This is a genomic window from Stappia sp. TSB10GB4 (assembly GCF_900185745.1).
In the GTDB taxonomy this organism is placed as follows: Bacteria; Pseudomonadota; Alphaproteobacteria; order Rhizobiales; family Stappiaceae; genus Stappia.
This window is the reverse complement of the sequence record NZ_FYAV01000035.1, coordinates 36849-63106: the sequence shown is the minus strand read 5'-3', so window position 1 is coordinate 63106 and position 26258 is coordinate 36849. Positions and strand designations below refer to the sequence as shown.

At 67.7% G+C, this 26258-nt stretch carries 18 protein-coding genes and 1 CRISPR repeat array; of the genes, 8 read left to right on the top strand and 10 right to left on the bottom strand.

Annotated elements, in window-relative coordinates:
- Positions 1–1135: 1135 nt before the first annotated feature.
- The 3 genes from TSB10GB4_RS06360 to TSB10GB4_RS06350 all read left to right on the top strand — a co-directional run bounded on the left by TSB10GB4_RS06360 (position 1136) and on the right by TSB10GB4_RS06350 (position 5758).
- Positions 1136–3163, top strand: a complete 2028-nt coding sequence (locus TSB10GB4_RS06360; RefSeq protein ID WP_186395032.1) for an EAL domain-containing protein — start codon at positions 1136–1138, stop codon at positions 3161–3163.
- 172 nt (positions 3164–3335) lie between these two features.
- A complete protein-coding gene (locus TSB10GB4_RS06355) occupies positions 3336–4940 on the top strand; it encodes a PAS-domain containing protein (RefSeq protein ID WP_186395031.1) in 1605 nt (534 codons plus the stop codon).
- Positions 4937–5758, top strand: coding sequence for a response regulator (locus TSB10GB4_RS06350; RefSeq protein WP_186395030.1), 822 nt, complete (start codon positions 4937–4939; stop codon positions 5756–5758). The genes TSB10GB4_RS06355 and TSB10GB4_RS06350 overlap by 4 nt, the downstream gene beginning before the upstream one ends.
- Before the next feature lie 145 nt (positions 5759–5903).
- Here the strand turns inward: TSB10GB4_RS06350 and TSB10GB4_RS06345 are convergent, their stop codons facing one another.
- The 4 genes from TSB10GB4_RS06345 to TSB10GB4_RS06330 all read right to left on the bottom strand — a co-directional run bounded on the left by TSB10GB4_RS06345 (position 5904) and on the right by TSB10GB4_RS06330 (position 10621).
- Positions 5904–6704: an amino acid ABC transporter ATP-binding protein gene (locus tag TSB10GB4_RS06345; protein WP_371328866.1), complete on the bottom strand. Its 801-nt coding sequence runs from the start codon at positions 6702–6704 to the stop codon at positions 5904–5906.
- Positions 6705–6747: 43 nt separating this feature from the next.
- A complete protein-coding gene (locus TSB10GB4_RS06340; RefSeq protein ID WP_186395029.1) occupies positions 6748–8049 on the bottom strand; it encodes an amino acid ABC transporter permease in 1302 nt (433 codons plus the stop codon).
- A gap of 4 nt (positions 8050–8053) precedes the next feature.
- Positions 8054–9256: an amino acid ABC transporter permease gene (locus TSB10GB4_RS06335; RefSeq protein WP_186395028.1), complete on the bottom strand. Its 1203-nt coding sequence runs from the start codon at positions 9254–9256 to the stop codon at positions 8054–8056.
- A 348-nt stretch (positions 9257–9604) separates the two neighbouring features.
- Complete coding sequence (locus TSB10GB4_RS06330; protein WP_186389342.1) at positions 9605–10621, bottom strand: amino acid ABC transporter substrate-binding protein; 1017 nt, start codon at positions 10619–10621, stop codon at positions 9605–9607.
- Between the two features lie 297 nt (positions 10622–10918).
- Here TSB10GB4_RS06330 and metC point away from each other — a divergent pair, with 297 nt between their 5' ends.
- Positions 10919–12097, top strand: a complete 1179-nt coding sequence (gene metC / locus TSB10GB4_RS06325; protein WP_186389341.1) for a cystathionine beta-lyase — start codon at positions 10919–10921, stop codon at positions 12095–12097.
- A gap of 57 nt (positions 12098–12154) precedes the next feature.
- On the opposite strand, the gene TSB10GB4_RS06320 is transcribed toward metC, so the two are convergent.
- From TSB10GB4_RS06320 to TSB10GB4_RS06305, 4 genes are read right to left on the bottom strand one after another with little or no spacing between them, the layout of a single operon-like run.
- On the bottom strand, positions 12155–12481 hold the full coding sequence (locus TSB10GB4_RS06320; protein ID WP_186389340.1) for a lipid-A-disaccharide synthase N-terminal domain-containing protein: 327 nt from the start codon (positions 12479–12481) through the stop codon (positions 12155–12157).
- Between the two features lie 11 nt (positions 12482–12492).
- Positions 12493–13290 (bottom strand): glycosyltransferase family 2 protein, encoded by a 798-nt coding sequence (locus tag TSB10GB4_RS06315; protein WP_186395027.1) that lies wholly within the window; start codon positions 13288–13290, stop codon positions 12493–12495.
- A gap of 2 nt (positions 13291–13292) precedes the next feature.
- Complete coding sequence (locus tag TSB10GB4_RS06310; RefSeq protein WP_208984504.1) at positions 13293–14276, bottom strand: phosphatase PAP2 family protein; 984 nt, start codon at positions 14274–14276, stop codon at positions 13293–13295.
- Positions 14273–16078 carry a glycosyltransferase family 39 protein gene (locus TSB10GB4_RS06305; protein WP_186395026.1) on the bottom strand — a complete coding sequence of 602 codons (1806 nt, stop codon included), beginning with the start codon at positions 16076–16078 and terminating at the stop codon, positions 14273–14275. The genes TSB10GB4_RS06310 and TSB10GB4_RS06305 overlap by 4 nt, the downstream gene beginning before the upstream one ends.
- Before the next feature lie 199 nt (positions 16079–16277).
- Between TSB10GB4_RS06305 and TSB10GB4_RS06300 the strand changes: the two genes are divergently transcribed.
- Positions 16278–17099 carry a phosphodiesterase gene (locus TSB10GB4_RS06300; protein WP_186395025.1) on the top strand — a complete coding sequence of 274 codons (822 nt, stop codon included), beginning with the start codon at positions 16278–16280 and terminating at the stop codon, positions 17097–17099.
- 32 nt (positions 17100–17131) lie between these two features.
- Here the strand turns inward: TSB10GB4_RS06300 and TSB10GB4_RS06295 are convergent, their stop codons facing one another.
- A complete protein-coding gene (locus TSB10GB4_RS06295) occupies positions 17132–18730 on the bottom strand; it encodes a Na/Pi cotransporter family protein (protein WP_186395024.1) in 1599 nt (532 codons plus the stop codon).
- Between the two features lie 345 nt (positions 18731–19075).
- Here TSB10GB4_RS06295 and TSB10GB4_RS06290 point away from each other — a divergent pair, with 345 nt between their 5' ends.
- Complete coding sequence (locus TSB10GB4_RS06290; RefSeq protein ID WP_186395023.1) at positions 19076–21217, top strand: bifunctional diguanylate cyclase/phosphodiesterase; 2142 nt, start codon at positions 19076–19078, stop codon at positions 21215–21217.
- A 191-nt stretch (positions 21218–21408) separates the two neighbouring features.
- On the opposite strand, the gene TSB10GB4_RS06285 is transcribed toward TSB10GB4_RS06290, so the two are convergent.
- Positions 21409–22422, bottom strand: coding sequence for a 1-aminocyclopropane-1-carboxylate deaminase (locus TSB10GB4_RS06285; RefSeq protein ID WP_186395022.1), 1014 nt, complete (start codon positions 22420–22422; stop codon positions 21409–21411).
- Positions 22423–22584: 162 nt separating this feature from the next.
- Here TSB10GB4_RS06285 and TSB10GB4_RS06280 point away from each other — a divergent pair, with 162 nt between their 5' ends.
- Entirely contained in the window at positions 22585–23064 is a 480-nt protein-coding gene (locus TSB10GB4_RS06280; RefSeq protein WP_186395021.1) for an Lrp/AsnC family transcriptional regulator, read from the top strand.
- A 163-nt stretch (positions 23065–23227) separates the two neighbouring features.
- Positions 23228–25513: direct repeats of the CRISPR family, unit length 28 nt; unit sequence GGTTCCCCCACACGCGTGGGGATAGGCC.
- Between the two features lie 146 nt (positions 25514–25659).
- Complete coding sequence (locus tag TSB10GB4_RS06275; RefSeq protein ID WP_186395020.1) at positions 25660–26064, top strand: hypothetical protein; 405 nt, start codon at positions 25660–25662, stop codon at positions 26062–26064.
- The last annotated feature ends 194 nt before the right edge of the window (positions 26065–26258 follow it).

Here is a 26258-nt window from a genome sequence, read left to right as displayed (position 1 = left end):
AAGGAAGCGGCAGGGACCCTGATGACGACGGGCGAAAGCCCAACCCCGGTCCGGTCGCCTGCCACTGGTCTCCCGGCGGTTCAGGCCGGGAGACCGCCCAAACTCTACCACCTCTTCAGACGAACAATCCCGGGCAAGGCGCAGCCGCGACCCGGGACCGGCGAGCCGAGAGCCTTTCGGCAGCACTCCCGGCCCTCCCCAAGAACGTTCGTGACTCTCCGGTCCCGGATCGTCGGCCTTCGGCCTCGTCCGGGAAGACGCGGGGAGAGGCATGTGCGACAAATATCCGTTGAGGGCGCCAATGGATCCCGGCGCTGCGCTGCGCGCGGCCGGGATGACGGCCTGAGAATGAGGCGCGACCTCGCCCCATCTCGGAGGTCTCCCCCGGTCGCGCGCAAGCACGCGCCGGTCACCCAACCCACGGATGTCACCCCGGCCGCAGGCGAAGCCGGAGAGCCGGGGTCTATTGGCTGCCAGAGCGGCGGCGAGGACGCGCCCGCACTAGCCCCACACTCGGCCTGTCGTCCCGATTTCGGCTTGCCGAAGACCGGGACCTAGTAACCACAGGTCGCGAGGCTCAAGCTTCGGCGCTACCGCCGGGCGGTCGGAGGCTGCTGCCCTCGCACAATCATGCAGCCCCAGCGGATACTGGATACCTGCCTTCGCAGGTATGACAGCCGTGGAATGGAGCGAACGCCTTCCGTCTCACGCCCGCCTGACGGCGCTTGCCGTGTCCGTTCCTGACCCCCTTCATCCTCCGGCACAGCCCCTCCCCGCGTCCTCCCGGACGGCGCGTCAGCGCCGAGCCGGGACCGGGTAGCCGAGGGCCTGCCCGAAACGCTCCCGGCCATCCCCACGAACGTTCGTGGCTCCCCGGTCCCGGATCGTCGGCCTTCGGCCTCGCCCGGGAAGACGCGGGGAGGGGCATGTGCGCATGGCGGAACGGCGGGCACGCGCCCACCCTCGCAGGTAGGACGCGGACGGAGCGACACGCCCCCCACCGGCACCGGAGGAAGCAGTGAAGAACAGCAGCCAGCCGGCGGTCATGCAGAACGCATTAACGATTGGCTGTTTAGGCTCGCTGCCGAGTTGGCTGGACCGCAAGATCGGGTCCGCAGCGGGAAATGGACGCCGAATGATGAAATCGTTTCTCGGTTTCGCCGAAAATATACGGTTCTCGCTGCAGGAAGCGTTCATCGCGCTGGTGCCCATCATCGTCCTGATCTCGGCGCTGCGGCTGATCGATTTCGCGCTCCTGTATAGCGGGCTCGCCATCCCCTTCCTGCCGCCGGAGACGCTGGCCGAGGTCACCAATGTGCTCGACATCGCCATGCCGGTGGTGCTGGCGATCTCGGTGGCCTACCAGCTCTCCATCCTGTTCAGGATCGACCGGGTGACCGGCGCGGCCCTGGCGCTCGCCGTGTTCTTCTTCGACAGCTACGGCACCACCGGGATCAGCAATCCGCAGGCCACGGCCCTTGCCTCCCTCAACGCGGTGGTCGCGCCGCTGCTGGCGCTGCTGATGCTGCGCGCCTGCGCCCGGCTGCCATTCCCGCGCCTCCAGCACGGCGCGCTGAGCTACAACCTCCAGAACGCGCTCAACATGGCGCTGCCGGCGCTGATCGGCTTCATCGCCACGCTCGGCCTCCTGAACCTGCTGCACGAGGCGGCGGCCATCGCCTATGGCTGGCTCGCTCCGAGCTTTCTCGGCTTCGGTTCGGAACTGGCGCTGACGCTCTATCTCGCCGGCTCGCAGGCCATCTGGTTCTTCGGCCTGCACGGCACCAACCTCGCCTATCTCGCCGTGCCGCCGGACTTCGGCTCGGCCGAGATCGTCGGCGGCCTGACGCGCGACATGTTCATGACCTCGTTCGTCAATCTCGGCGGATCGGGCACCACTCTCGGCCTGGCGCTGGCCATCCTGCTGTTCTCGCGCCACCCGCACATGCGCTCGATCGCCCTCGTCGCCCTGCCCTTCACGCTGTTCAACATTTCGGAGGTTCTGGTCTTCGGCCTGCCGATCGTGCTGAACCTGCGCCTGCTGCCGCCCTTCGTGCTGGTGCCGATCGCCTGCCAGGTCGTCGCCATGACCGCGATCACCCAGATCGGCCTCACCGCCTTTTCGGCCGAGGTCCCCTGGGTGACGCCGCTGTTCCTCAACGTCTACCTGCAGACCGGCGAGGCCTGGACGGTGCTGCTGCAGATGGGCCTGCTGGCGATGAGCACCCTGCTCTACGCGCCCTTCGTGCTGCGCTACGGACGGGCCCGCGGCGGCGTCCAGGACCAGGCGCTGCTCAATGACGGCGCCGATTTCGACGATCATCTGCGCCGCCAGCACGGCCGCACCGTGCTCGACCAACAATCGACGCTGCTGCGCAACAGCGAGGCCGCCCGCGACGCCGTCGACTTCGTGCGCGAGAACCAGCTCGCCCTGCATTACCAGCCCGAGATCGACGCCCGCACCGGTGCCTGCATCGGCTTCGAGGCGCTGCTGCGCGTCTGGGTCGAGGGGCGCGGCTTCGTCGGCCCGTATTTCCTGGAAACGCTGGAAAACGCCGGCTTTGCCCATCTGATCGACCGCTGGGTCTGCCGCCAGGTGCTGCAGGACCTGCCCGTGCTGCAGCAGACGGATCGCGACGTGGTGCTCTGCGTCAACCTGCATCCCGACACGATCGCCGACGGTGCCGCGGTCGACTGGCTGGTGCGGGCCTTCACCGGCATGCCGGTCAGCTTCGAGATCATCGAGCGGGGCCTGCGCAACGATCCGGCGATCGTCGACAACCTGCAGCGCCTCGCCGATGCCGGCCTCGCCGTCGCCATCGACGATTTCGGCGCCGGCCACTCCAACTTCAACCTGCTGGCGGACCTGCCGGTCGGCACCGTCAAGTTCGACCGCTCGCTGCTGCTCAGCGCCGCCGACGAGCGCGGCCGCATCGTCTACCGCAAGCTCACCAGCCTGTGCCACGACCTCGGCTACAAGGTGGTCGCCGAAGGTGTCGAGACGCAGGACCAGGCCGACCTCGTCACCGCCTGCGGCGTCGACATCATCCAGGGCTGGTTCTACGCAAGGGCCATGCCGCTCGAGGAGGCCCTCGCCTTCGCCGCGAGACTGGAAGCAAACACGCTCGCGGCGGCCGAGGCGGTCGCGCTGCCGCCCCGCTGAGGAAGGACCGCGGCGGCCCGAACGGCCGGCGCTGGAACCTAATGAAACTCAGTATTTCCCCTAGGGAACAAAAAGACATTGTTAAGCCAGATGACGGTTTCCGCTTAGAATCACCGCGAGTTTTGTTCAGACTGTATTTTGGGAAGGACCAACTCGACGATGAGGCTGTCACTTGCGTCATTTCATCCGGAAGGGAAGCTCCGAAAGCGCCGTACTCCGGCATCTCCTGGCGACGATGCACCAGGGGATCACCGTGATGGACCCGCAACTGCGCCTGGTTCTGGTCAACGAGACGGCCTGCCGGCTGCTCGACCTGCCGCAGGAGCTGATCGAGAGCACCCCCGATCTGGAAGAAGTCCTGCGCTTCGTCGCGCAGCGCGGCGAATACGGTCCCGGCGACCCCGAGGAGCATGTGCGCCAGCGCCTTGCCCTGGCCCTCAGCCGGGAGATGTTCGACTTCGAGCGCCGGCGCCCCGACGGCACGGTGCTCAGGGTCCAGGGCACGCCGATGGCGGACGGCGGCTTCGTGACGATCTACACCGACGTCACCGAGGCGCGGCGGCGGAACGACGCCGTCGCCGAGGCGCGCGACATCCTGGAGGAGCGGCTGGAGGAACGCACCGCCGAGTTGCGGCGCGGGCGCGACCTCCTGGTCAGCACGATCAATGCCGTCAATGACGGCCTCGTCGTCGTCAGCGACAACGGCCGCATCATGCTCACCAACGACACGTTCGACCGGCTGTTCCCCAGCGAGACCCCCTGGAAGGACGCGAATGCCGATATCGTCGAGGTGATGCAGCAGTTTGGCCCGGCCGGCCTCGCCGAAGCCCTCGAGGGCCTGGAGGACGATCCGGAGATCCCGTGCGAGTTCGCCTTCGGCGATAGCTGGTTTCGCGTCAGCCGCCGTGCGACGGGCAACAACGGCACGCTGATCTACCGCTTCGCCGACATCACCACCTACAAGATCCAGCACCGGACGCTGCAGCAGCACACCGACAAGCTGGTCAAGATGCTGCGCAACGAGCAGCACATCAACGAGATGCAGCGCGAGTTCGTGTCGATGGCCTCGCACGAGTTCCGCACCCCGCTCGCCATCATCGACAGCAACGCCCAGCGGCTGCGCCGTCTGCTCGACCGCTATGTCGAGCTGGTCCCCGAGCCGATGCCCGACACCGAAGCCCTGGTCAAGCGCCTTGCCAACATCCGGGAATCGGTCGACCGGATGCAATATCTGATCAACCGCTTCCTCAACTTCACCAAGCACCAGTCGGGAACGCTGGAGATCCAGCGCAAGGCCACGCCGCTGCGCCAGATGATCGAGGAGATCTGCCGCCGCCAGCAGGGGCTTTGCGCCACCCACCGGATCGACATCGATGTCGACCGGCTGCCGGAGAGCGCCAATATCGACAGCCGGCTGATCGAGCAATGCGTCGGCAACATCCTGTCCAACGCCATCAAGTATTCGCCCGGCCGCAGCGAGGTGCGCGTGCGCGGCTTCACCGAAGGCCGCTTCGCCGTGCTGCGCTTCGAGGACGACGGCATCGGCATTCCGGCCGACGAGATCCCCAAGATCTTCAACCGCTATTACCGGGCGTCCACGTCCAGTGGCATTCCCGGTACCGGCATCGGCCTGCACATGACGGACATGGTCGTGTCCGAGCATCGCGGCCGATTGACCGTCACCAGCGAGGTGGGCAGCGGCACGGTCGTCGAGATCCGCCTGCCCCGGACCCCTGCCCGCGCCGGAACCGTCACCGAAAAGGAGGCCGTCACATGACCCGCAAGTCGAGGATCCTGTGTGTCGAGGACGAGACGCTGCTGCTGGACGATCTGCAGGAGGAACTTCAGGACGCCGGTTATGAGGTGCTCGGTGCCGGCAACGGCAAGGAGGCGCTGGACTGCCTGCGACGGCAGACGCCGGACCTGATCCTGTGCGACATGATGATGCCGGTGATGAGCGGGCCGGAACTCCTGTCCTGCGTCCGCAGGGAGCTGCCGCAGCTCATCCGCGTGCCGTTCATCTTCCTCACCGCCCTTGCCACGCGCGAGAACATCATCAAGGGCAAGAAGCTCGGCGCCGACGACTACCTGACCAAGCCGCTCGACTTCGACATGCTGCTGGCGACGGTGGAGGCGCGGCTGAAGGAGGTCGAGCGAATCAACAGCGCGCACCGGGCGCAGCTCATGCAGATTGAGCAGGCCATCCGCCAGACCCGGCAGTCGCGCGGCCCGCTGCGCGTCGCCATCATCAGCGGCATACCGAAGGTCATCGAGCCGATCCGCGCCGCGCTGGAGGAACTGGGCTGCGAGATCACCCTGGTGCCGGAGGACAAGCTGAAGCACAAGAGCTACAACTTCGACAGCCAGGACATCGTCCTGCTGGTCTACAGCAAGATCGTCCACTTTTTCCTGCAATACATGACCCGCACGGGGGTGCGCCCGCCGCAGGGCAAGATGGTGCTGCTGGCGCCCGCCAGCATGAACGACTCGCTGCGCGCCGGCCTGATGGAGACCGGCATCGACGGCTTCCTCGACTATCCGTACCGGCCCGTCGATGTCTTCAAGCTGCTGATGGACCGCCTGCAGCCGGCCTGATGGTTGGCCCGCAACCTTGGCGGCGCGGCCCCCGAAACGGAAAAGGCGCGAGCCCTGCGGCCCGCGCCTTCTCCGTTCCCCGATGCCCCCCATCTGCATGGCGAGCCCCCGGCGCCGCCCCCCGACAGCGCCGGGCAACCCCGCGTCAGTGCAGGATCTGGCTGAGGAACAGCTTGGTCCGCTCGTGCTGCGGATTGGTGAAGAACGGCTCCGGCTCGTTCTGTTCGACGATCTGGCCCGCATCCATGAAGATGACGCGGTTGGCGACCTGGCGGGCGAAGCCCATCTCGTGGGTGACGCAGAGCATGGTCATGCCCTCCTCGGCGAGGCTGACCATCACGTCGAGCACTTCCTTGATCATCTCCGGATCGAGCGCCGAGGTCGGCTCGTCGAACAGCATGATCTTCGGGCTCATGCACAGCGAGCGGGCGATCGCCACGCGCTGCTGCTGGCCGCCGGACAACTGGCCCGGATACTTCTTCGCCTGCTCCGGGATCTTGACCCGCTCCAGGTAGTGCATGGCGATTTCCTCGGCCTTGGCCTTGGGCATCTTGCGCACCCAGATCGGCGCCAGCGTGCAGTTTTCCAGGATCGTCAGATGCGGGAACAGGTTGAAGTGCTGGAAGCACATGCCGACCTCGCGGCGGATCTCGTCGATCTTCTTGAGGTCGTCGGTCAGCTCGATCCCGTCGACGATGATCGAGCCCTTCTGATGCTCTTCCAGGCGGTTGATGCAGCGGATCATCGTCGACTTGCCGGACCCGGACGGGCCGCAGATGACGATGCGCTCGCCGCGCATCACCTTGAGGTTGATGTCGCGCAGCACGTGGAATTCGCCGTACCACTTGTTCATGTTGGTGATCTCGATGGCGACGTCGGTCTCCGACACCGTCATCTTGCTGCGGTTCGCATGGATCTCGGCAGCGTCGATAGCGTTTTCAGTCATGACCAGCTCCAAACGTTGTGTCGGCTTCGCGGGGCCGCGCGCGTCAGCGCGCGTGGCCCCTGTGCAGGCGGCGCTCCATGTAGATGGAATAGCGCGACATGCCGAAGCAGAAGATCCAGAAGACGAAGGCGGCAAAGACGAAGCCCGTCGCCGGCGTGTTGGGCGAGGCCCAGTTGGCGTCCGAGAAGTTCAGCGAGACGATGCCGAGCAGGTCGAACAGGCCGATGATCAGCACCAGGCTGGTGTCCTTGAACAGGCCGATGAACGTGTTGACGATGCCCGGAATGACCAGCTTCAGCGCCTGCGGCATGATGACGAGGCCGATGCCCTGCCAGAACGACAGGCCCATGGCGTCGGCCGCCTCGTATTGCCCCTTCGGGATCGCCTGAAGGCCGCCGCGCACCACCTCGGCCATATAGGCGGAGGCGAAGAGCGCGACGCCGATCAGCGCCCGCAGCAGCTTGTCGAAGTTGACCCCGTCGGGCAGGAACAGCGGCAGCATCACCGAGGACATGAACAGCACGGTGATCAGCGGCACGCCGCGCCAGAACTCGATGAAGATCACCGAGACCAGCTTGACCGCCGGCAGCTTCGACCGCCGTCCCAGCGCCAGCAGGATGCCGAGCGGGAAGGAGGCGACGATGCCGACGATGGCGACGACCAGCGTCACCAGCAGCCCGCCCCAGAGCTGCGTCTCCACCGACCTCAGGCCGAAATCGTAGGAGATGACGGCGAAGACCAGTGCCAGCGCCAGGTAGAAGCCGGCGACCACCGTCAGCGGCGAGGCCGGCGCGATCCCGGCGTTCCGGCAGATCAGCGCCACCACGGCCAGCGACAGCGCCGCCAGGACGGCGAGGCCGATCCAGAAATTGCCCGAGAGGCCGACATTGCCGCCGGTCAGCAGGATGAAGCCGACGATCGGGAAGACGACGAGCAGGTAAAGCACCGTCTCGCGCTTGAACGGCACCCGCGGGATCGCCGCCGGCACCAGGCCGGCGATCAGCAGCAGGCCAGTGAGATCCACCCGCCAGCGTTCGGCGATCGGGTAGCGGCCATACATGAACTGGGCGAACTTGGCGTTGACGAAGGCCCAGCAGGCCCCCGCCCCTTCCACGACGCAGGCCTCCCGGTTCGAGCCGGTCCACACCGCGTCGATGAACAGCCAGTTGATCGTCGGCGGCAGGATCAAGGCCAGCATGGCGATGCCCAGCACCGTCATGATGGCGTTGCCGACGCTGTCGAACAGGTTCTGCCGGACCCAGCCGACAACCCCGGTCTCGGAGACGGGCGGCGGCATGCGCGGCGCCTCGTCGGTTCGCACATAGGCGATTTTCGACACGCTCATCGCCCTACCTCTCCACCAGCGCCATGCGCGAATTGTACCAATTCATGAAGCCCGAGGTGAGCAGCGACAGGGTCAGATAGACCAGCATGGTGATGATGATCACCTCCACCGCCTGGCCGGTCTGGTTCAGCACCGTGCCGGCGAACACCGCGACAAGGTCCGGATAGCCGATGGCCACCGCCAGCGAGGAGTTCTTGGTCAGGTTGAGGAACTGGCTGGTCAGCGGCGGAATGATCACCCGCATCGCCTGCGGGATGATGACGAGCTGCAGGGTGCGCCGGGGCCGCAGGCCCAGCGAATAGGCCGCCTCGGTCTGGCCGTGCGAGACGGCGAGGATGCCGGCGCGGACGATCTCGGCGATGAACGCCGCCGTGTAGAGCGCAAGGCCCAGCAGCAGGGCCATGAATTCCGGGATGATGACGACGCCGCCGCGGAAGTTGAAGCCCGCCAGTTCCGCATAGGCAAGGTCCACCGGCATGCCGGTGACCAGGAAGACCAGCAGCGGCAGGCCGATGATCAGCCCGAGCCCGACAAAGACGCTCGGAAACTGCTGGCCGGTCGCCTGTTGCCGCTTGCGCGCCCAGCGGGAGATGCCGATGGAGGCGGCAATGGCCGCAAGCAGCGCCCAGAGAATCGCGGACGAGCCCGGCTGACCGATCACCTCGGGAAGGATCAGGCCGCGATTGTTGAGATAGACCCCCGATATCGGCTCCAGCGACTGGCGCGGCGAGGGCAGCACGGAAAGCACCGCCTTGTACCAGAACAGCAGTTGCAGCAGCAGCGGGATGTTCCGCAGCATCTCCACATACCAGGTGGCGATCTGGCGGATCAGGAAGTTCTTCGACAGCCGCGCGATGCCGACGATGAAGCCGAGCACCGTGGCAATCACGATGCCGATCACCGCCACCAGCAGGGTGTTGTACAGCCCGACCAGGAAGGCGCGGAAATAGGTGCTGTCGTTGGAATACTGGATCAGCGACTGGGAGACGTCGAAGCCGGCGCGCTCGGAGAGAAATCCGAGGCCGGAGGCGATCCCCGCCCGTTCCAGGTTGATCTTCGCGTTCTGGGCGAAGTAGGCAAGCATCCCCAAAAGGAAGGCGACGACCAGGACCTGGAAGACAATGCCGCGCACGCGCGGATTGTAGAACCAGGATGCGCCGGATCCGCCGCCTGCTTGCTCGCGCTCGGCAGAGCTTGCAGGTGTCATGTCAGACAGGTTCCCCTCGCCGGTTCGCTGTGTTCAGCGTTACCCGAAATCCGCTGTTCTCAGCGCAACCCCTAAATCACCGGCCCGTTTTCGGGCCTGGCCGGTCCGGTGTTCCGAACTCGGTCACGTGGTGTGCATCCCGGTGTGGCGACTTTGAACCACGCCTCGTTTGGCGGCGACCGCCAGAGCGTCTGTCAAACTCGAGAACCGCACCGGAACCGTAAACTTGCCGGTCGCCCTTTTCATCCGGCTCGTTGCGAGCCTGCCGCCAAACGGGACGACCTTCGGATGCGGGTGACCACAGCGGAAGAACCCGGCGCGAGGATCGCGCCGGGTCCGGTCATCGTCTTAGCGGATCGGCGGAGCGTATTGCAGGCCGCCCTTCGACCACAGCGCGTTCACGCCGCGGGCGATGCCGAGCGGGGTCTCCGGACCGACGGTCTTGTCGAAGACTTCGCCGTAGTTGCCGACATGCTTGATGATGCGGGCCGCCCAGTCGTTGCTGAGGCCGATCGACTCGCCGAAGTTGCCTTCGGTGCCGAGCAGGCGGCGCACGTTCGGGTCCTCGGACCCCTTCATCTCCTCGACATTGGCCGAGGTCACGCCGAGTTCCTCGGCGTTCAGCATGGCGTAGTGGACCCACTTCACCAGGTTGAACCACTGGTCGTCACCCTGGCGCACGGCGGGGCCGAGCGGCTCCTTGGAGATGATCTCCGGCAGCACCATGTGCTCGCCCGGATCGGTGAGCTGCAGGCGGATCGAGTAGAGGCCCGAGGCGTCGGTCGTGTAGACGTCGCAGCGGTTGGCGTCGTAGGCGGCGTTCACCTCCTCGAGCTTCTCGAACACGACCGGATTGTACTCCATGCCGTTGGCCCGGAAGTAGTCGGTCAGGTTCAGCTCGGTGGTGGTGCCGGTCTGCACGCAGACGGAGGCGCCCGACAGCTCCAGCGCCGAGGAGACGCCGAGCGACTTGCGGACCATGAAGCCCTGGCCGTCATAGTAGTTGACGCCGGTGAAGTTCAGGCCGAGCGTCGTGTCGCGGCTCATCGTCCAGGTGGTGTTGCGCACCAGCACGTCGACTTCGCCGGTCTGCAGCGCGGTGAAGCGCTCCTTGGCGGTCAGCGGGGTGAACTTGACGGCGTTGGCGTCGTCGAAGATCGCCGCGGCAATGGCCCGGCACATCTCGACGTCAATGCCGGTCCACTCGCCCTTGTCGTCCGGAGCGGCAAACCCGGCGAGGCCGGTGTTGGAGCCGCACTGCAGGAAGCCCTTCGCCTTGACGTCGTCGAGCGTCGCGGCGGACGCAGCGGTGGCCGTCAGGCCGAACGCCGCGCCGAGCACGATCGGAAGCAGTTTATGCGTCATGGATATGCAGCCTTCTCTTTTGCCCTGTCTATTCTGGGTTTTTTCGAGATCACGCGCGCGGGATACAGGATGCGGCCATGTTGCGTCTGCGAAAAGCAGTGTCGGCACAGGATACCCCCTCCCGGCATGTCCGCAGCCTTGTTGTTATCTGGCCGTCGGAAATGCCACCGTCATCTCATGAGTGCATTCGATGGCATTTATCGCTAAGGGTCAAGAGCCCGACGCACCGTAAGGTACGATTTGCGAAAAATTTTTCGCTATCTGAAAATCCAGTCAACATCCCGCGAAAGGTAGTGCATGTCTGCGTCCCAGTCGAACCGCGCCCGTGGTCTTGCCACGAAGCTCTCTCACGCAGGTCGGGAGCCCAGTGCGTTCCACGGTTTCGTCAACCCGCCGGTGGTTCACGCCTCCACCGTGCTGTTTCCGGACTGCGCGACCATGTTGTCCGGCGGTCAGACCTATCACTATGCCCGGCGCGGCAATCCGACGACCGACGCGCTGGAAGAGGCGCTCGCCGAACTGGAGGGCGCGGCCGGCGTGCGTCTTGCCGCCTCCGGGCTCAATGCCGTCGCGGTGGCGCTGCTGTCCTGCCTGTCGGCCGGCGATCATGTCCTGATCACCGACAGCGCCTATGGCCCGACGCGCCACTTCGCCGACACCACCCTCACCCGCTTCGGCGTCGCCGTCGACTATTATGACCCGGCGCTCGGCGCCGGCATCGAGGCGCTGTTCCGACCCAACACCCGCGCGGTGTTGACCGAGGCGCCCGGCTCGCTCAGCTTCGAGATGCAGGACATTCCGGCGATCGCCAGTGTCGCCCATGCGCGCGACGCGCTGGTGATCATGGACAACACCTGGGCAACGCCGGTCTTCTTCGATGCCATCGGCCATGGCGTCGACCTGTCGGTGCAGGCCGGCACCAAATATCTGATCGGCCATTCCGACGCGATGCTCGGCACGGTGGCGGCGAGCGAGCGGGCCTGGCCGCGCCTGAAGGAGACCCACGGCGCGCTCGGCATGCATGTCGGACCGGACGATGTCTATCTGGCCTTGCGCGGCCTGCGCACGCTGGAGGTGCGCCTGCGCCGGCACATGGAGAACGGGCTCGAGATCGCCCGCTGGCTGGAAGAGCGCCCCGAGGTCGCCCGCGTGCGCCATCCGGGGCTGGAGAGCGATCCGGGCCATGCCATCTGGAAGCGCGATTTCACCGGCGCCTCCGGCCTCTTCGCCTTCGACTTCGTCGACAGCGTCAGCGAGGCGCAGAGCCACGCCTTCCTCGATGCGCTGGAGCTGTTCGGCCTCGGCTATTCCTGGGGCGGTTTCGAAAGCCTCGCCATTCCGGTCCGGCTCAAGGGCGCGCGCACGGCAACGCCGCTGCCGACCGGGGGCCCCAGCGTGCGCCTGCATATCGGCCTGGAGGACACCGCCGACATCCGCGCCGACCTGGAAGCGGGCTTCGCGGCGCTGCGCGGCTGAGCCGGGCAGCCTCGGTTGGCGCCAAGCGAGGGGGCGGCAACCGCCCTCTCGCGCGCCTCAGATGTTCGGGTCCTGCCGCTTCTCGCGGAAGATCAGCCAGATGTTGCGGAAGTAGATCACCAGCCCCAGCCCCTGCCCGGCGATGAACACCGGATCGCCGGCCTGGATCGCATAGACCAGCAACAGGCTGCCGCCGGCGATGGAGAAGAACCAGAAGGCCACCGGCACGATCGACCGGCCGACCCGCTCCGAGGCGATCCACTGCACCACGAAGCGCATCATGAACATCGCCTGGGCGACGAAGCCGAGCGCCACCCAGCCGTCGAATCGCTGGATGAACACCAGATGGAACCAGGCGAGAAGATCGCTCAGCATGCCAGTCATATCCCTGTTTCCTAAGGCATCGCCCGGTCGCGAACGGTGATCTCGCTGACCTGCGGCACCCGCTTGCGGCGGCGGCGCAGCCACCACACGCCGTAAAGGTCGAGCACGCCGACCAGCGCCCGGTCGAGAATGCCGTATTTGGAAGTGCCGTGCCGGCGGTGCCGGTCGACGATGTCGACATGGGTGACGCCGTAGCCCTCGCGCAGCACCAGGGCCGGCAGGAAGCGGTGCCAGCTATCGAAATAGGGCAGCCGCAGGAACACCTCGCGCCGCACCGCCTTCAGCCCGCAGCCCGAATCGCGCGTCTGGTCCTTCAGCAGCCGCCCGCGCAGCCCGTTGGCAAGGCGCGAGGCCTGCCGCTTCGCCCAGCTTGCCTTGCGCCCGGTGCGCTGGCCGGCGGCAAGCGCGACGCCGTCGCCGGCCGCCTCCAGCGCGGCGATCAGCGCCGGGATATAGGCCGGATCGTTCTCGCCGTCGCCGTCGATGGTCACCACCACCGCGCCGCGCGCCACCTGCAACCCGCTGCGCACCGAGGCGCTCTGGCCGCAGGACACCGCATGCCGCAGGGCGCGCAGGAACGGGCGGCTGCGCATCAGTTCGGCGAGCACCTCGCCGGTGTCGTCGCCCGACCCGTCGTCGACGACGATCACCTCGAAGCCGCGCCCGTCCAGCGCCGCGGCGATCTCCTCGATCAGTTCCGGCAGGTTGTCGCGCTCGTCCTTGGCCGGCACGATCACCGAGATGTCCGGCGCCGGGGTCTCCGGAACCGCGGTCTCCGGCGCGCTGGCGCCGGATGTGGAAGCCGTCATGATCAGTCCGCCTCTTTGCGGGTCTCGGAAAGGATCGGCGCCGGCACCGCCCGGCGCCAGCCGCGCCGGCCGGTCACCCCCTGCCACAGCCCCGCCAGCGCCAGCCCGGCGCTCCGCCGTCCGGCGATCGGCTCGATCGCGCCGTGCTCGTCGAAATGGAAGCCGAGACGCCGGCGCGCCATCCAGCGCCCCATCGCCAGCGCGATGGTCAGGCCGAGCAGGGTTCCGGCGATCACGTCGCTCGGATAATGCGCGCCGACCATGATGCGGCTGAAGGCGATCCAGAAGGCGCAGACCGCGATCAGCCAGCGATAGGCCGGGAAGATCAGCGCCAGCGCCGTGGCGAAGGCGGCGACCGTCGTCGAATGGCCGGAGGGAAAGCTGGTATAGGCGCCCTTGAACGACAGCACGTCGAAATACACCGGCCCGACCTCTTCATACAGCTTCGGGCGGGCCCGGCCGAGAAGCCATTTCAGCAGCAGCACGGCGATGCCGCTCGCCGCCACCACGGAGAAGATGAAGGCCGCATGGGTCCACACGAGGGCCAGCGCCGCGCGCACCCGGAAGCGCAGCCGGTCCCAGTCGAGCGCCAGCGTCAGCAGGCAGTAGAGCCCCGTCGTCCACAGGATCCAGTGGCCCTTGCCGAGATCGGTGATGGCGGAGAAGGCCTGCTTGTACTCATCCGGCAGCGACCGCAGCCAGGGATAGGTCGGAATGTCGAGGGCGATCGCGGCGATGCCGACGGTCAGCAGCATCACCGCCAGCACGTCCTGCGGCCGGTGTCCGGGCCGCAGCGCCCGCCGCGCCCCGGCGGCGCGCTGCGACCGTCCGCGCAGGATCGCCCGCACCCGCAGCGCATTGCCCTTCATCCGCCGCAAGTGGCGCAGCGCCCACGCGCCCGCCTGCTCGACAGGCCCCGTCTCTCCGGAAGGTCCCGTCTCGCCCGGCGCCAGCCCCGACCGGTCCTGCATGTGTGTCTCCGTCATTGGGACAGGTCCGCGGCGCGGTAGATGCCGAAGTCGAGCCGCTTGCCGCCATTGATGTTGAAGCCCTGCAGCCGGATCGCCGGCTCGGCACCGGCAAAGCCCTGCTCGGCCATCGCGTCGAGGAAATTGCGCTCCTCGCGCCCCTCGACCACCGCCACCCGGCAGCGCTCGCCGCGCTCCGCCGCCCCGCGCCCCGCGATCAGGAAGCCGGCGGCGTCCTTGACGGAGGCCGGCAGCGTGTCGGTGCCTTGCAGGAAGATGTAGCTCGGCTCGTTGAAGCCGACATTGGTCACCTGCGGGGCGTCGCAGTCGGCGATCTCGCGCACCGTCTCGGCCAGCCGCGGGCTGATCCAGATCGGCGACAGGCCCGGCAGGATGAAGCCCCAGGCGGCGATGATGACGAGGATCGCCGCACCCAGCGCCGAGGGCAGCGCCGCCACGGCCGCCCCGCGCGCCAGGTGGCGCATCGCCGCCAGCCCCGGCACCAGCGCGATCAGCGCGATCACCACCCCCGGCGGCGACGGCCAGACGCCGAGCAGCGGCGCCAGCGCGAGACTGGCCACGGCGACGCCGGCGACCGGGATGATGAACAGCGCCGCCGCGCCGATCCGCCAGGCTTTGCCGGGCACCTCGCCCGCCTCGTCGAGGCGCGACAGCAGCAGCGCCGTCAAGATCGCGATGGCCGGCAGCAGCGGCAGCGTGTAATGCGGCAGCTTGGTCGCGGTCAGTTCGAAGACCAGCCAGGACGGCACGATCCAGCACAGCAGGAACACCACCGCCGGGGCGCGCCGCAGGCCCGCCAGCATCGGCAGCGCCAGCAGCGTGAAGGCCGGCAGCGGCCAGAAGGTGGCGAGCGCGGCGGCCAGATGGGTCAACGGCGGCGCGCCGTGGCTCTCCTGGCCCGAGCCGACCTTGGCCAGGAAGTCCTTGCCCACCGCCTCGGCGAAGAAGGCGCCGCCCGACTGCAGCGCGATGGCGATGAACCACGGCAGCACCAGCAGCACGAACAGGGCAAGGCCCGGCAGCGGATAAAGCCGCTTCAGCCAGCGGACCTCGCGCCCGACGAGGCAGAGCGCGACGAGGGTCAGGCCCGAGACCAGCGGCCCGACCGGCCCCTTGACCAGCACCGACAGCGCCATCGACGCCCAGAAGATCGCCGCCTGGCCCCTGTGCCAGCCGCCCGCCCGGTCCAGCCAGATCCGCGCCAGCGCCCCTTGCGCGGCCAGGATCGTCGCCAGCAGCATCGCGTCGGTCTTGGCCAGTCGCGCCTCGACCCCCAGCAGCAGCGTCGCCGCCGTCAGCGCCCCGGCGAACAGCGAGATCACCGGCCCGGCAAAGGCGCGGGTGCACCAGTAGGTCAGCAGCACCGCCAGCACCGCGCCGAGCTGCGAGGGCAGCCGATAGACCCAGATCGGCGCGTTGGTGCCGAGCCCGCTGATCTCCACGGCCGCCGATTGCAGCCAGTAGATGCCGACCGGCTTCTTGTGCCGCGCCTCCTCCTGGAAGCGGATGTCGACGAAGTCGCGGCTCTCCAGCATCTGCTTGGAAGCCTGGGCAAAGCGCGGCTCGTCGCGGTCGAGCGGCGGCACCTGCACAAGGCCGGGCAGGAAGACTACCAGCGACAGCAGCAGCAGCGCCAGCGGCGCCAGGCCGCGATGGCCGAGCCGGCGCAGCCAGCGCCCGCCGGCGCCGGAGAAGCGCCCGGTGAAGGTGCCGGCGAACATGCCCGTGAACGCGCCCTCCGGCGTCCCCGGATTGCGCGTCGGAGTATCTGTGGATTGACCGGCCGGTGTATCCGTCATGTCAAGATCGCCTGCTAGAGCCGCCTGGCGTGCGGCCGCGTTGCCCTCTCGCGCGTTTCCTACAGGAGCGCGGGCAAAAGGGAAACCGTCCACGCGCACGGCATCCCGCCGCATTCCTCTTCCTCTCGCGCGGACGCAGGACATCCGTTAAATCGGACGAGCGCGTCCCCCGCATCCCGACTGCCTCACGGAGACCTTGATGACCCTGATCGCCCAGATCACCGACCTGCATGTGCGCCCGAGCGGACTGGCCTGCTACCGCGTCAGCGAAACCAACATGCTCGCCCGCCGCGCCGTCGAGGCGCTGAACGCGCTCGACCCGCAACCCGACGCCGTGGTGATCACCGGCGATCTCGCCGACGGCCCGGACCTGCGCGAATATGCCGGCGTACAGCGGCTGATCTCCCGCATCAAGGCGCCGGTCTATGTGCTGCCCGGCAACCATGATTCGACCGCGATGATGCGCGAGACGCTGATCGGTGTTGGCCCGATCAACGAGGGCGAGAACGGCAAGATGCACTATGCCGTCGATATCGGCGATGTGCGCCTGGTCGCGCTCGACAGCGCCGTGCCCGGCGCGCCCCACGGCACGCTCGGCGAGGCGCAGCTCGTCTGGCTCGATCAGGCGCTCTCCGCCAGCGACCGGCCGACGCTCATCGCCCTGCACCACCCGCCGGCACGCACCGGCATCGGCCATATGGACAGGATCGGCCTCACCGATTCCGATGCCTTCGCCGAGGTGATCTCCCGGCATTCCCATGTTCAGCGCGTGATGTGCGGCCATGTCCATCGCACCATCGTCGCCGCTGTCGGCAACACCATCATGACCCTGTGCCCGAGCACCGCCCATCAGGTGGTTCTCGACCTCGCCGACCGGGGCGAAGGCCAGTTCGTCATGGAGCCGCCGGCCTTCTTCCTGCACCGCCACACGCAAGACAGCGGCGTCGTCAGCCACCTGGCCTATGTCGAGAGCCATCGCGGCCCGTTCCCGTTCTACGCCGACGAAGGCGTGAGCTGGTAGGCAGCCGCCAGCCTCGCGGCCGGCCCTCGGCCTCACACGCGGGAGAGATGGCGCACGATCCGCCACTGGTGATGGGCGACTCGTGCCAGCCATCTCTGCCCGTCGAGGCGGGCCAGCGCGGTTTCCGCGTCGATCTCGCGCGCCGCGGCGGCATCGATCGCCCCGGCGCGCAGCCGGTCGCTCTGCTTGCGCAAGGTGTGCTGGAACCGGGCGAGCCGCGCCTCCGCCGGCAGCCGGCCGCTCTCCCCGCCGCCCTGCGCGCCCACCTTGCTCATGTCCGAAAGCTGGCCCGCCGCCAGCCGCGCCAGACCGGCCAAAAGGTGCGTCCGCCGGCCGAGGCGCGCGTCGTCGTGCAGCCCGGCGATGCGGCGGTCCTCCGCCGCCCGCGCCGACAGCCGCGACAGATGGTCGAGCGCGTGGCGCAGCGACAGGTTGCGCGAATGCGCCGCCCGGTCGCCCCGGTCGGTGCGCAGCCCGTCGACATAGGTCCGCAGGGCGGAAATGCCCGCCGCAACCTCGTCCAGCCGACCGTTGCCGTCGTCCGGCTCGTCCGCCTCCAGCTTGTCCGCCACCACCACGAAGAGGCCGGCGGCAAGCTCGCGCGCGCTCACCCCGGCCGCATCGAGCGCTGCCGCCGGTTCGGCCAGCAGCGCCGGATCGAGCCGCCCGGCGGCCAGCGGCTGACGGTCCGGCACCATCCATTCGATGACCCTCGCGAACGTCCCGGCGAAGGGCAGGATCACCAGCACCCCGACGATGTTGAACCCGGTGTGGAAGGCGACCAGCGCCAGTTGCGCATCGCCCGCCCCGCCGCCGCCCCGTGCCGCCAGCATCGAGAACGGCGTCAGCAGCGCGAAGGCGAGCGTCGCCGTCATCAGGTTGTAGACCACATGGGCAACGCCCGTGCGCCGCATCGCCACCGAGCCGCCGAGCGAGGCGAGCAGCGCCGTCGCGGTGGTGCCGATGTCCATGCCGATCACCAGCGCCGCCGCCTGCGGCAGCGAGATCGACCCGGCGGCGAGCGCCGCCAGCGCCATCACCACGCCGGCGCTCGACGACTGGGTGATCAGCGTCACCAGGATGCCGATGCCGACCAGTTGCAGCCGGCCGAACAGCGTGTCGCCGGGAAAACTCTCCGGCGTCACCACGCCCTGGAACGCGGCGAGCCCGTCCTTCAGCGCGTCGACGCCGAGGAACAGCAGGCTGAAGCCGGTGAGCGCCCAGCCCGCCTGCGCCATCCGTCCCCGCCCCAGCAGCCGCAGCAGGGCGCCGGCCAACAGCAGCGGCAGGGCCACCATGCCGAGATCCAGCTTGAAGCCGACCAGCGCCACCACCCAGCCCTTGGCGGTGGTGCCGATATTGGCGCCGAGCACGATGCCGAGCGCCTGCGGAAAACTCATCAGGCCGGCGCCGACGAAGCCGACCGCGGTGACCGTGGTGGCGCTCGACGACTGCAGCACGGCGGTGCAGCCGGCACCCGCCAGCACGCCGCTGGCCGGGCTGTCGGTCATGCGGGCGAGCGTGCGCCGCAGCGAGCCGCCGGCCAGCGCCCGCAGCCCGTCGGTCAGAATCACCATGCCTGTGAGGAACAGCCCGACCCCGCCGAGCGCCAGAAGTCCGTCCGCGATCATGCGCCGATCATGCGCTGGCCAACGGCGCAGGGCAATCGCAAGCCGCGTGCTGCGGCCGCCTGTCCACCGGCTCGCGCAGCGCGAGATTTGCAATTTGCGAGCGCAAGTGCAGCGTAAGACGCGCGTATACCAAAAACCAAATCAGCGGGCCCGGCGGCAGAATTATCAATTTTCATTATGCGTATAATGGACTTACACTCGTCAGGCGCGCATCGGAGGGGCCGTGGCGCGCTGGCGGCTGCAACCGTTCGCCGCACCATCGACAGGTCAGGTCGGCGTCCGCCGGTCGGTATCCGCCGATCGGTGACGGCCGGTGAATGTCAGCGAGAGAGCCGGACGGAAGTCGTGACGAGTACATCGGCGAAACCGGGATCCAATGAGCGCAGCAGCGCGCAAGCGCCAGCGCTCGACAACCCGGCGGCACGGTTGATGCTGACCAATCTCCTGCCCGTGGCCATCATGCGCCTGTCGCGCACCCCCTCGCGCGGGTTCCAGATCGACTATCTCAGCGAGAGCAGCGAAGCCCTGTGGGGCCTGTCCCTGCCGGAGATCGGCAAGTGCCCGCGCCGCCTGTGGCGCCGCATCCACCCCGAGGACCTGCCCCATCTCCACGACCGGCTGCGCGAGGCCGGGAAAGGCCGGACGGAGTGGTCGGCGACCTTCCGCATCCGCACCGAAGGCTCCGAGAAATGGGTGGTCGGCCGCGGCCTTCCCCGCCCGGACCTGCCGGGCGATGCCTGGAACATCACCGTCACCGACATCACCGCGCAGATCCAGGCCTATGCCGACCTGCAGGCCAGCGAGGCCCGCTTCCGGGCGCTGACCGAGAACATCCCCGGCGCGATCTTCCGCTATCGCCTGCGCACCGACGGCACCCACCAGATCTTCGACATGACGCCGGGCTGCATCGGCATCTGGGAGCTCCCGGCGGAGGTGATCAACACCGACCCGACGCCGATCTGGAACATGATCCATCCCGACGACGTGCCGCCGATGCGGGCCTCTGTGGTGGACTCGGCGCGCAGCCTCAAGCCCTGGCACTATATCTGGCGCCTGACCACGCCGTCCGGCCGCTTCAAGTGGCTGGAGGGGCGCGGCCTGCCGCATCGCGAGGCGAATGGCGACACGGTCTGGCACTCCGTCATTCTCGACGTCACCGAGCAGCGCAGGAAGGACGAGGAGATCCGCCGGCTTGCCGAGCGCGACGAGCTCACCGGCCTTGCCAACCGCACCCTGCTGCGCCGCCGCCTCGAAACGGCCCTGCGCCAGCGCCTTGCCGATCGCGCCGGCGGCGCGCTGATCCTGATCGATCTCGACCATTTCAAGGACATCAACGACACGCTCGGCCACGATGCCGGCGACATCTTCCTGCGCGCCACCGCCGAGCGGCTGACCGAAAGCGCCGGGCGCGACGACGTCGTCGCGCGGATCGGCGGCGACGAATTCGTCGTGGTGCTGCCGCGGATCTCCGGCGAGCAGGCCGTGCTCGACACCATCGCCCGCATCGACGCGCGCCTGTCCCAGAATGTCCATATCGACGGGCGGGACCTGTCCACCACCGTCTCCATGGGCGTCGCGCTGTTCCCGCGCGACGGCGACACGCCCAACACCCTGCTGAAACACGCCGACATCGCCCTGTTCGAGGCCAAGGCCGCCGGGCGCCAGACCCATGTGGTCTTTTCCCGGGCGCTGAGCGCGGTGCGCGAACGCCGCCAGAGCCTGGCCGAGGCGCTGCGCGGGGCGATCGTCGCCGACACGCTGCGCGTCGCCTTCCAGCCCATCGTCGAGGCCGGCAGCGGCCGTCACAAGGGCTTCGAGGCGCTGGCCCGCTGGACGCTGGACGGACAGGCGATCTCGCCGGCCGAATTCATTCCGCTGGCCGAGGAGACCGGCCTTGCCGTGCCGCTCGGCCGGCTGCTGCTCACCCGCACGCTGAGCCTGGCGCGCCGGCTCGCCGACACCGGCATCGACCCCGGCACCATCTCGGTCAATGTCTCGGCCGCCCAGCTTCGCGAGCCGGACTTCGCCGCCAGCATCGCCGCCGCCCTGCGCGACTACGGCTTTCCGCCTCAGCGGCTGGAGATCGAGGTGACGGAAACGGTCATTCTCGGCCGCTCCGCCGAGCGGATCGCGCTGACCCTGCGCGAGTTGCGCCGGCTCGGCACCCGCATCGCGCTCGACGATTTCGGCACCGGCTATGCCTCGCTCGCCCATCTCAAGCGCATCCGCGTCGACCGGCTGAAGATCGACCAGTCCTTCGTCCGCGACATCGAGACCGATGCCGACGACGCGGTGATCGTGCGCACGGTGATCAGCCTCGCCAAGTCGCTCGGCATGGACGTCGTCGCCGAAGGGATCGAGACCCGCGAGCAGCTCGCGTTCCTGCGCCACTATGGCTGCGATCTCGCCCAGGGCTATCTGTTCGGCCGCCCGACCACCTCCGAGACCGACCTCGTCAGCTATCTCTCCGGCATCGGCCAGGCCTGATCCGAGCGCACCTGACCCGGCCCCTCTCCCGCCCCGTCTCGCAGGCCCCGCTCGGCGCCCGGACACGCGCACGGGCGCGGAACCCTCGTCCCGCGCCCGTCCATTGTTCGCCGTTATGGCCGCTCAACCGTTGCGACCGCTCAGCCGTTGCGGCCCATCAGCCGTTGCGGCCAATCAGCCGTTGCGGCCAATCAGCCATTACGGAATGTGTAGCCGTAGCCGTTCAGCGCCGGGGCGCCGCCCAGATGCGCGTAGAGCACCTTGGAGCCTTCCGGGAAATAGCCCTTCTTGACCAGGTCGATCATGCCCTGCATCGACTTGCCCTCGTAGACCGGGTCGGTGATCATGCCTTCCAGGCGCGCGCACAGGCGGATCGCCTCCTTGGTCTCGTCCGACGGCACGCCGTAGATCGGATAGGCATAGTCCTCCACCAGCACCACGTCGTCCTTCTCGATCGGCCGGCCGAGTTCGACCAGTTCCGCCGTGCGCGAGGCGATCTCGAAGACCTGGCCCCGGGTCTGTTCTGGGGTTGCCGAGGCGTCGATGCCGATGACGTTGCGCGCGCGCCCGTCCTTGGCGAAGCCGACCAGCATGCCGGCATGGGTGGAGCCGGTCACCGTGCACACGACGATATAGTCGAACCTGTAGCCGAGCGCCTCCTCCTGCGCCCGCACTTCCTCGGCAAAGCCGACATAGCCAAGGCCGCCATACTTGTGCACCGAAGCGCCGGCGGGGATGGCGTAGGGCTTGCCCCCCGAGGCCTCGACCTCGGCAATCGCCTCTTCCCAGCTCCGGCGGATGCCGATGTCGAAGCCCTCGTCGACCAGTTGCACGTCGGCGCCCATGATGCGGCTCAGCATGATGTTGCCGACCCGGTCATAGACCGCGTCCTCATGCGGCACCCAGCTTTCCTGCACCAGGCGGCACTTGAAGCCGATCTTGGCCGCCACCGCCGCCACCATGCGGGTGTGGTTGGACTGCACGCCGCCGATCGAAACCAGCGTATCGGCACCGCTGGCGATGGCGTCCGGCACGATATATTCCAGCTTGCGCAGCTTGTTGCCGCCGAAGGCGAGGCCCGAGTTGCAGTCCTCGCGCTTGGCATGGATCTCGACCTTGCCGCCCAGATGCTGGCTCAGCCGCTCCAGCTTCTCGATTGGAGTGGGACCGAAGGTGAGCGGATAGCGTTCGAATTTCCCGAGCATGCCTGTCCTCGCCAGTGATGGCCCGTTGCGGGCCTTGTGGAACCGGCGAAAAAGCTAGCAACGAAGCCGTGAAATGTGCTCTCTAATTCAAAGCCTGAACATCCATTCAGACCGCATGAAAACGCAGTTATCCTCTGCAAGTTTTCGATTAAGAGACATAAAATGAAAGATCCTTCCACGACCGGTCGCCTCGACCGCACCGACCTGAAGATCCTCAAGCTGCTGCAGGAGGACGGCCGGCTGACCAATGCGGAACTGGCGCAGCGCACCAACACCTCGCCGGCCACCTGTCACCGGCGCACCCAGCGGCTGTTCGCCGAAGGCTATATCCGCGGCGTGCGCGCGATGATCGCCCCGGAGAAGGTCGAGCGCGGCTCCTTGGTGCTGGTCGGCGTGGTGCTGGACCGCTCGACGCCGGAGAGCTTCAGCGAATTCGAGGCGGCGGTGCGCAAGCTCGCCTTCGTGCTCGACTGCCATCTGGTCGCCGGCGATTTCGACTACATGCTGAAGATCCGCGTGCGCGACATGGCCGACTTCAACCGCCTGCACGGCGACAAGCTGATCGCCCTGCCCGGTACCCGCCAGACCCGGACCTTCTTCGTGATGAAGGAGGTGATCGATAACGCCCTGCTGGAGTTCTGACGCGCGCGGGACGTACCGGCACTGGCACGGCACGCGGCCAGCTTGACCCCGGCCGGAGCCCGCCGATAGACTTGCCGCGCGCGGGGCCTGCCCCTCGCTTTTCAAACCGGCCACCCGGTGTTCTTTGACACTGTCGAGGAAAGTCAACCTCTTGGGCCCTAGGGGTTCCCCCACACGCGTGGGGATAGGCCCTCGGTAAGAGGCCGAAGGCCGCGAAGGTCATGGGTTCCCCCACACGCGTGGGGATAGGCCCGGCGCGGGCATCAGGACACCTCCTCAAGAGCGGGTTCCCCCACACGCGTGGGGATAGGCCCCTCATACTTGCCGCTGATCTGGTCGCCGACCGGGTTCCCCCACACGCGTGGGGATAGGCCCTTGAGATTCTCGTGCCAATCGCGGCCGCTCGCGGTTCCCCCACACGCGTGGGGATAGGCCCTTCGACATGTTGCGCGGCGAGAAAACCTGAACGGTTCCCCCACACGCGTGGGGATAGGCCCACCCGCTTTCAGTAGGAGTAGCAGCCATGGCGGGTTCCCCCACACGCGTGGGGATAGGCCCTCGGCGAGGATAAGGGTTTGAGGCCGCTTGCCGGTTCCCCCACACGCGTGGGGATAGGCCCGTGATGAAGACCCTCGGCCGGGACGCCTATCGGGTTCCCCCACACGCGTGGGGATAGGCCCCCGTCATCCAGCGCGTTCTCCAGGGTGACGGTGGTTCCCCCACACGCGTGGGGATAGGCCCAGACGATGGCGTCATCGACATCGCCGGCAAGCGGTTCCCCCACACGCGTGGGGATAGGCCCCGAGGACCAGGACGAGCGTCCGGACCCTTTGAGGTTCCCCCACACGCGTGGGGATAGGCCCCTGGCTCTCGACATCCCCGAGGCGCGGGTGGCGGTTCCCCCACACGCGTGGGGATAGGCCCGGGACCATGCCCGAACAGCTAAAGAGGATAGAGGTTCCCCCACACGCGTGGGGATAGGCCCAGGGATGCGATGCCCTTCGGCAAGGCGCGCCTGGTTCCCCCACACGCGTGGGGATAGGCCCGGAAACACCATGATGGCCTCCGGTGTCGATAAGGTTCCCCCACACGCGTGGGGATAGGCCCATCAGGCGGCCGTTGATGTAGCCGGACATCATGGTTCCCCCACACGCGTGGGGATAGGCCCGCCAAGTTCGCCGATGTGGTGCAGACCGAGAAGGTTCCCCCACACGCGTGGGGATAGGCCCCCGTTGTGCTCGACGCCGTCGAGCTGCCGGCCGGTTCCCCCACACGCGTGGGGATAGGCCCATCGGCCAAATGGCCTTGATCCAAGCTTCCCAGGTTCCCCCACACGCGTGGGGATAGGCCCTGAGGAGACTACCCTTGACCCAACCCGCCAACGGTTCCCCCACACGCGTGGGGATAGGCCCGAGATACCTGCCCCTGCTCTGGTCGGACGAGAGGTTCCCCCACACGCGTGGGGATAGGCCCTGGAGCCGTGGGAAGTCTCCATGCTGCTGATGGGTTCCCCCACACGCGTGGGGATAGGCCCTCTGAAGAGTTCGTCGCCTATGAGCGCTTCTCGGTTCCCCCACACGCGTGGGGATAGGCCCGGCACCGGCGGCGTGGGTTTTCGCGACGGCGCGGTTCCCCCACACGCGTGGGGATAGGCCCGGGTTGTAGCGGTCCTGGATGGCCTGAACCTGGGTTCCCCCACACGCGTGGGGATAGGCCCCACGCCGGCACCTGCTCGAAGAGCACCCAATGGGTTCCCCCACACGCGTGGGGATAGGCCCGTAAGGGTGAATTGCCTACTGCCGCCTATCGGGGTTCCCCCACACGCGTGGGGATAGGCCCGGCATACTGGAGGACGAGCTTCGCGACATTTTGGTTCCCCCACACGCGTGGGGATAGGCCCCGGGCTCAGTGAAGAAACGCTTTTTGTCGGCCGGTTCCCCCACACGCGTGGGGATAGGCCCACGAGGCCCTTGCGCCGCGCACGCTGTTTGCAGGTTCCCCCACACGCGTGGGGATAGGCCCCATGCCAGCCCAGCTCTCGCAGAACACATCCGGGTTCCCCCACACGCGTGGGGATAGGCCCATCTACAAGGTCGCGGGCGACGACGTCCTGACGGTTCCCCCACACGCGTGGGGATAGGCCTCCGCCCACGGGCGCCGGCGGGGCCGCCGGATCGGTTCCCCCACACGCGTGGGGATAGGCCCTACCTCAACGAGAACCGGGTCAACACGATCGTGGTTCCCCCACACGCGTGGGGATAGGCCCAGCCCCTGCCGATCGACCCGCTGTCCTGCCATGGTTCCCCCACACGCGTGGGGATAGGGCCTGCCTTACTTCCCGCCACATCGGGTCGTGGATGGTTCCCCCACACGCGTGGGGATAGGCCCCAGCCCCTCAGGGGCGCCGCCGTCCGGATAATGGTTCCCCCACACGCGTGGGGATAGGCCGACTCCCGCCGCCACCCCCAAGATTTCGGCGCTGGCGGCCAAAATGACACAGGCCGAGCATGCACACCTAAAGGCGGAGGCCGCAAGGCGCAGTTCCAGCATCCAGGACATGGTCAAAAGCTTACTGAAATCCGAAGGACTGATCTGATGCACCTCACCCACCTTTCCCAAGCCCTTGTCATCCGCGCCATATCCCGCCCGGATGGCAAGACCATCATGAATGGCGCGGCGCTGGCCGTCCTGCGCGCCGGCACTCTGACCGGATTGCACGACGATCACCCGGCGGCGGCCGGCGCTAAGGAAATCCGGCGCGATATCATGGCGCTGACCGTCGCGGACATGCCGCCGCCGACGGATCTTGTCGCCATCCTGCTGGAGACCCTGTCCCAGCGCCTCGGCGGCCTCGGCCACGCCGCCGCGTGGCGGTCGATCGGCATCAATCCCAATCGCGGACGCGACCTGTTGGCCCGATACTCCCGCGCGGTCGACTGGCCCATATGGAAGACGCTGCGCGACGCCGCGCTGCCGGACGGTCTGGAGCCGGTCGAATAAAGGCCGGTCGGCGCCATTTGAAATTAAGATGATTCTCCCACACGCGTGGGGACAGATCCAACAGCATCATTGCCTTCGGGGCGGCCGCGAGGGTTCCCCCACACGCGTGGGGATAGGCCCTTGGGCCGGCGGGCAGAAATTCAGGACAGGTCTTCTGTCTTGACGCAAGGGAGAAGACGCCTCTACTCTGCCTC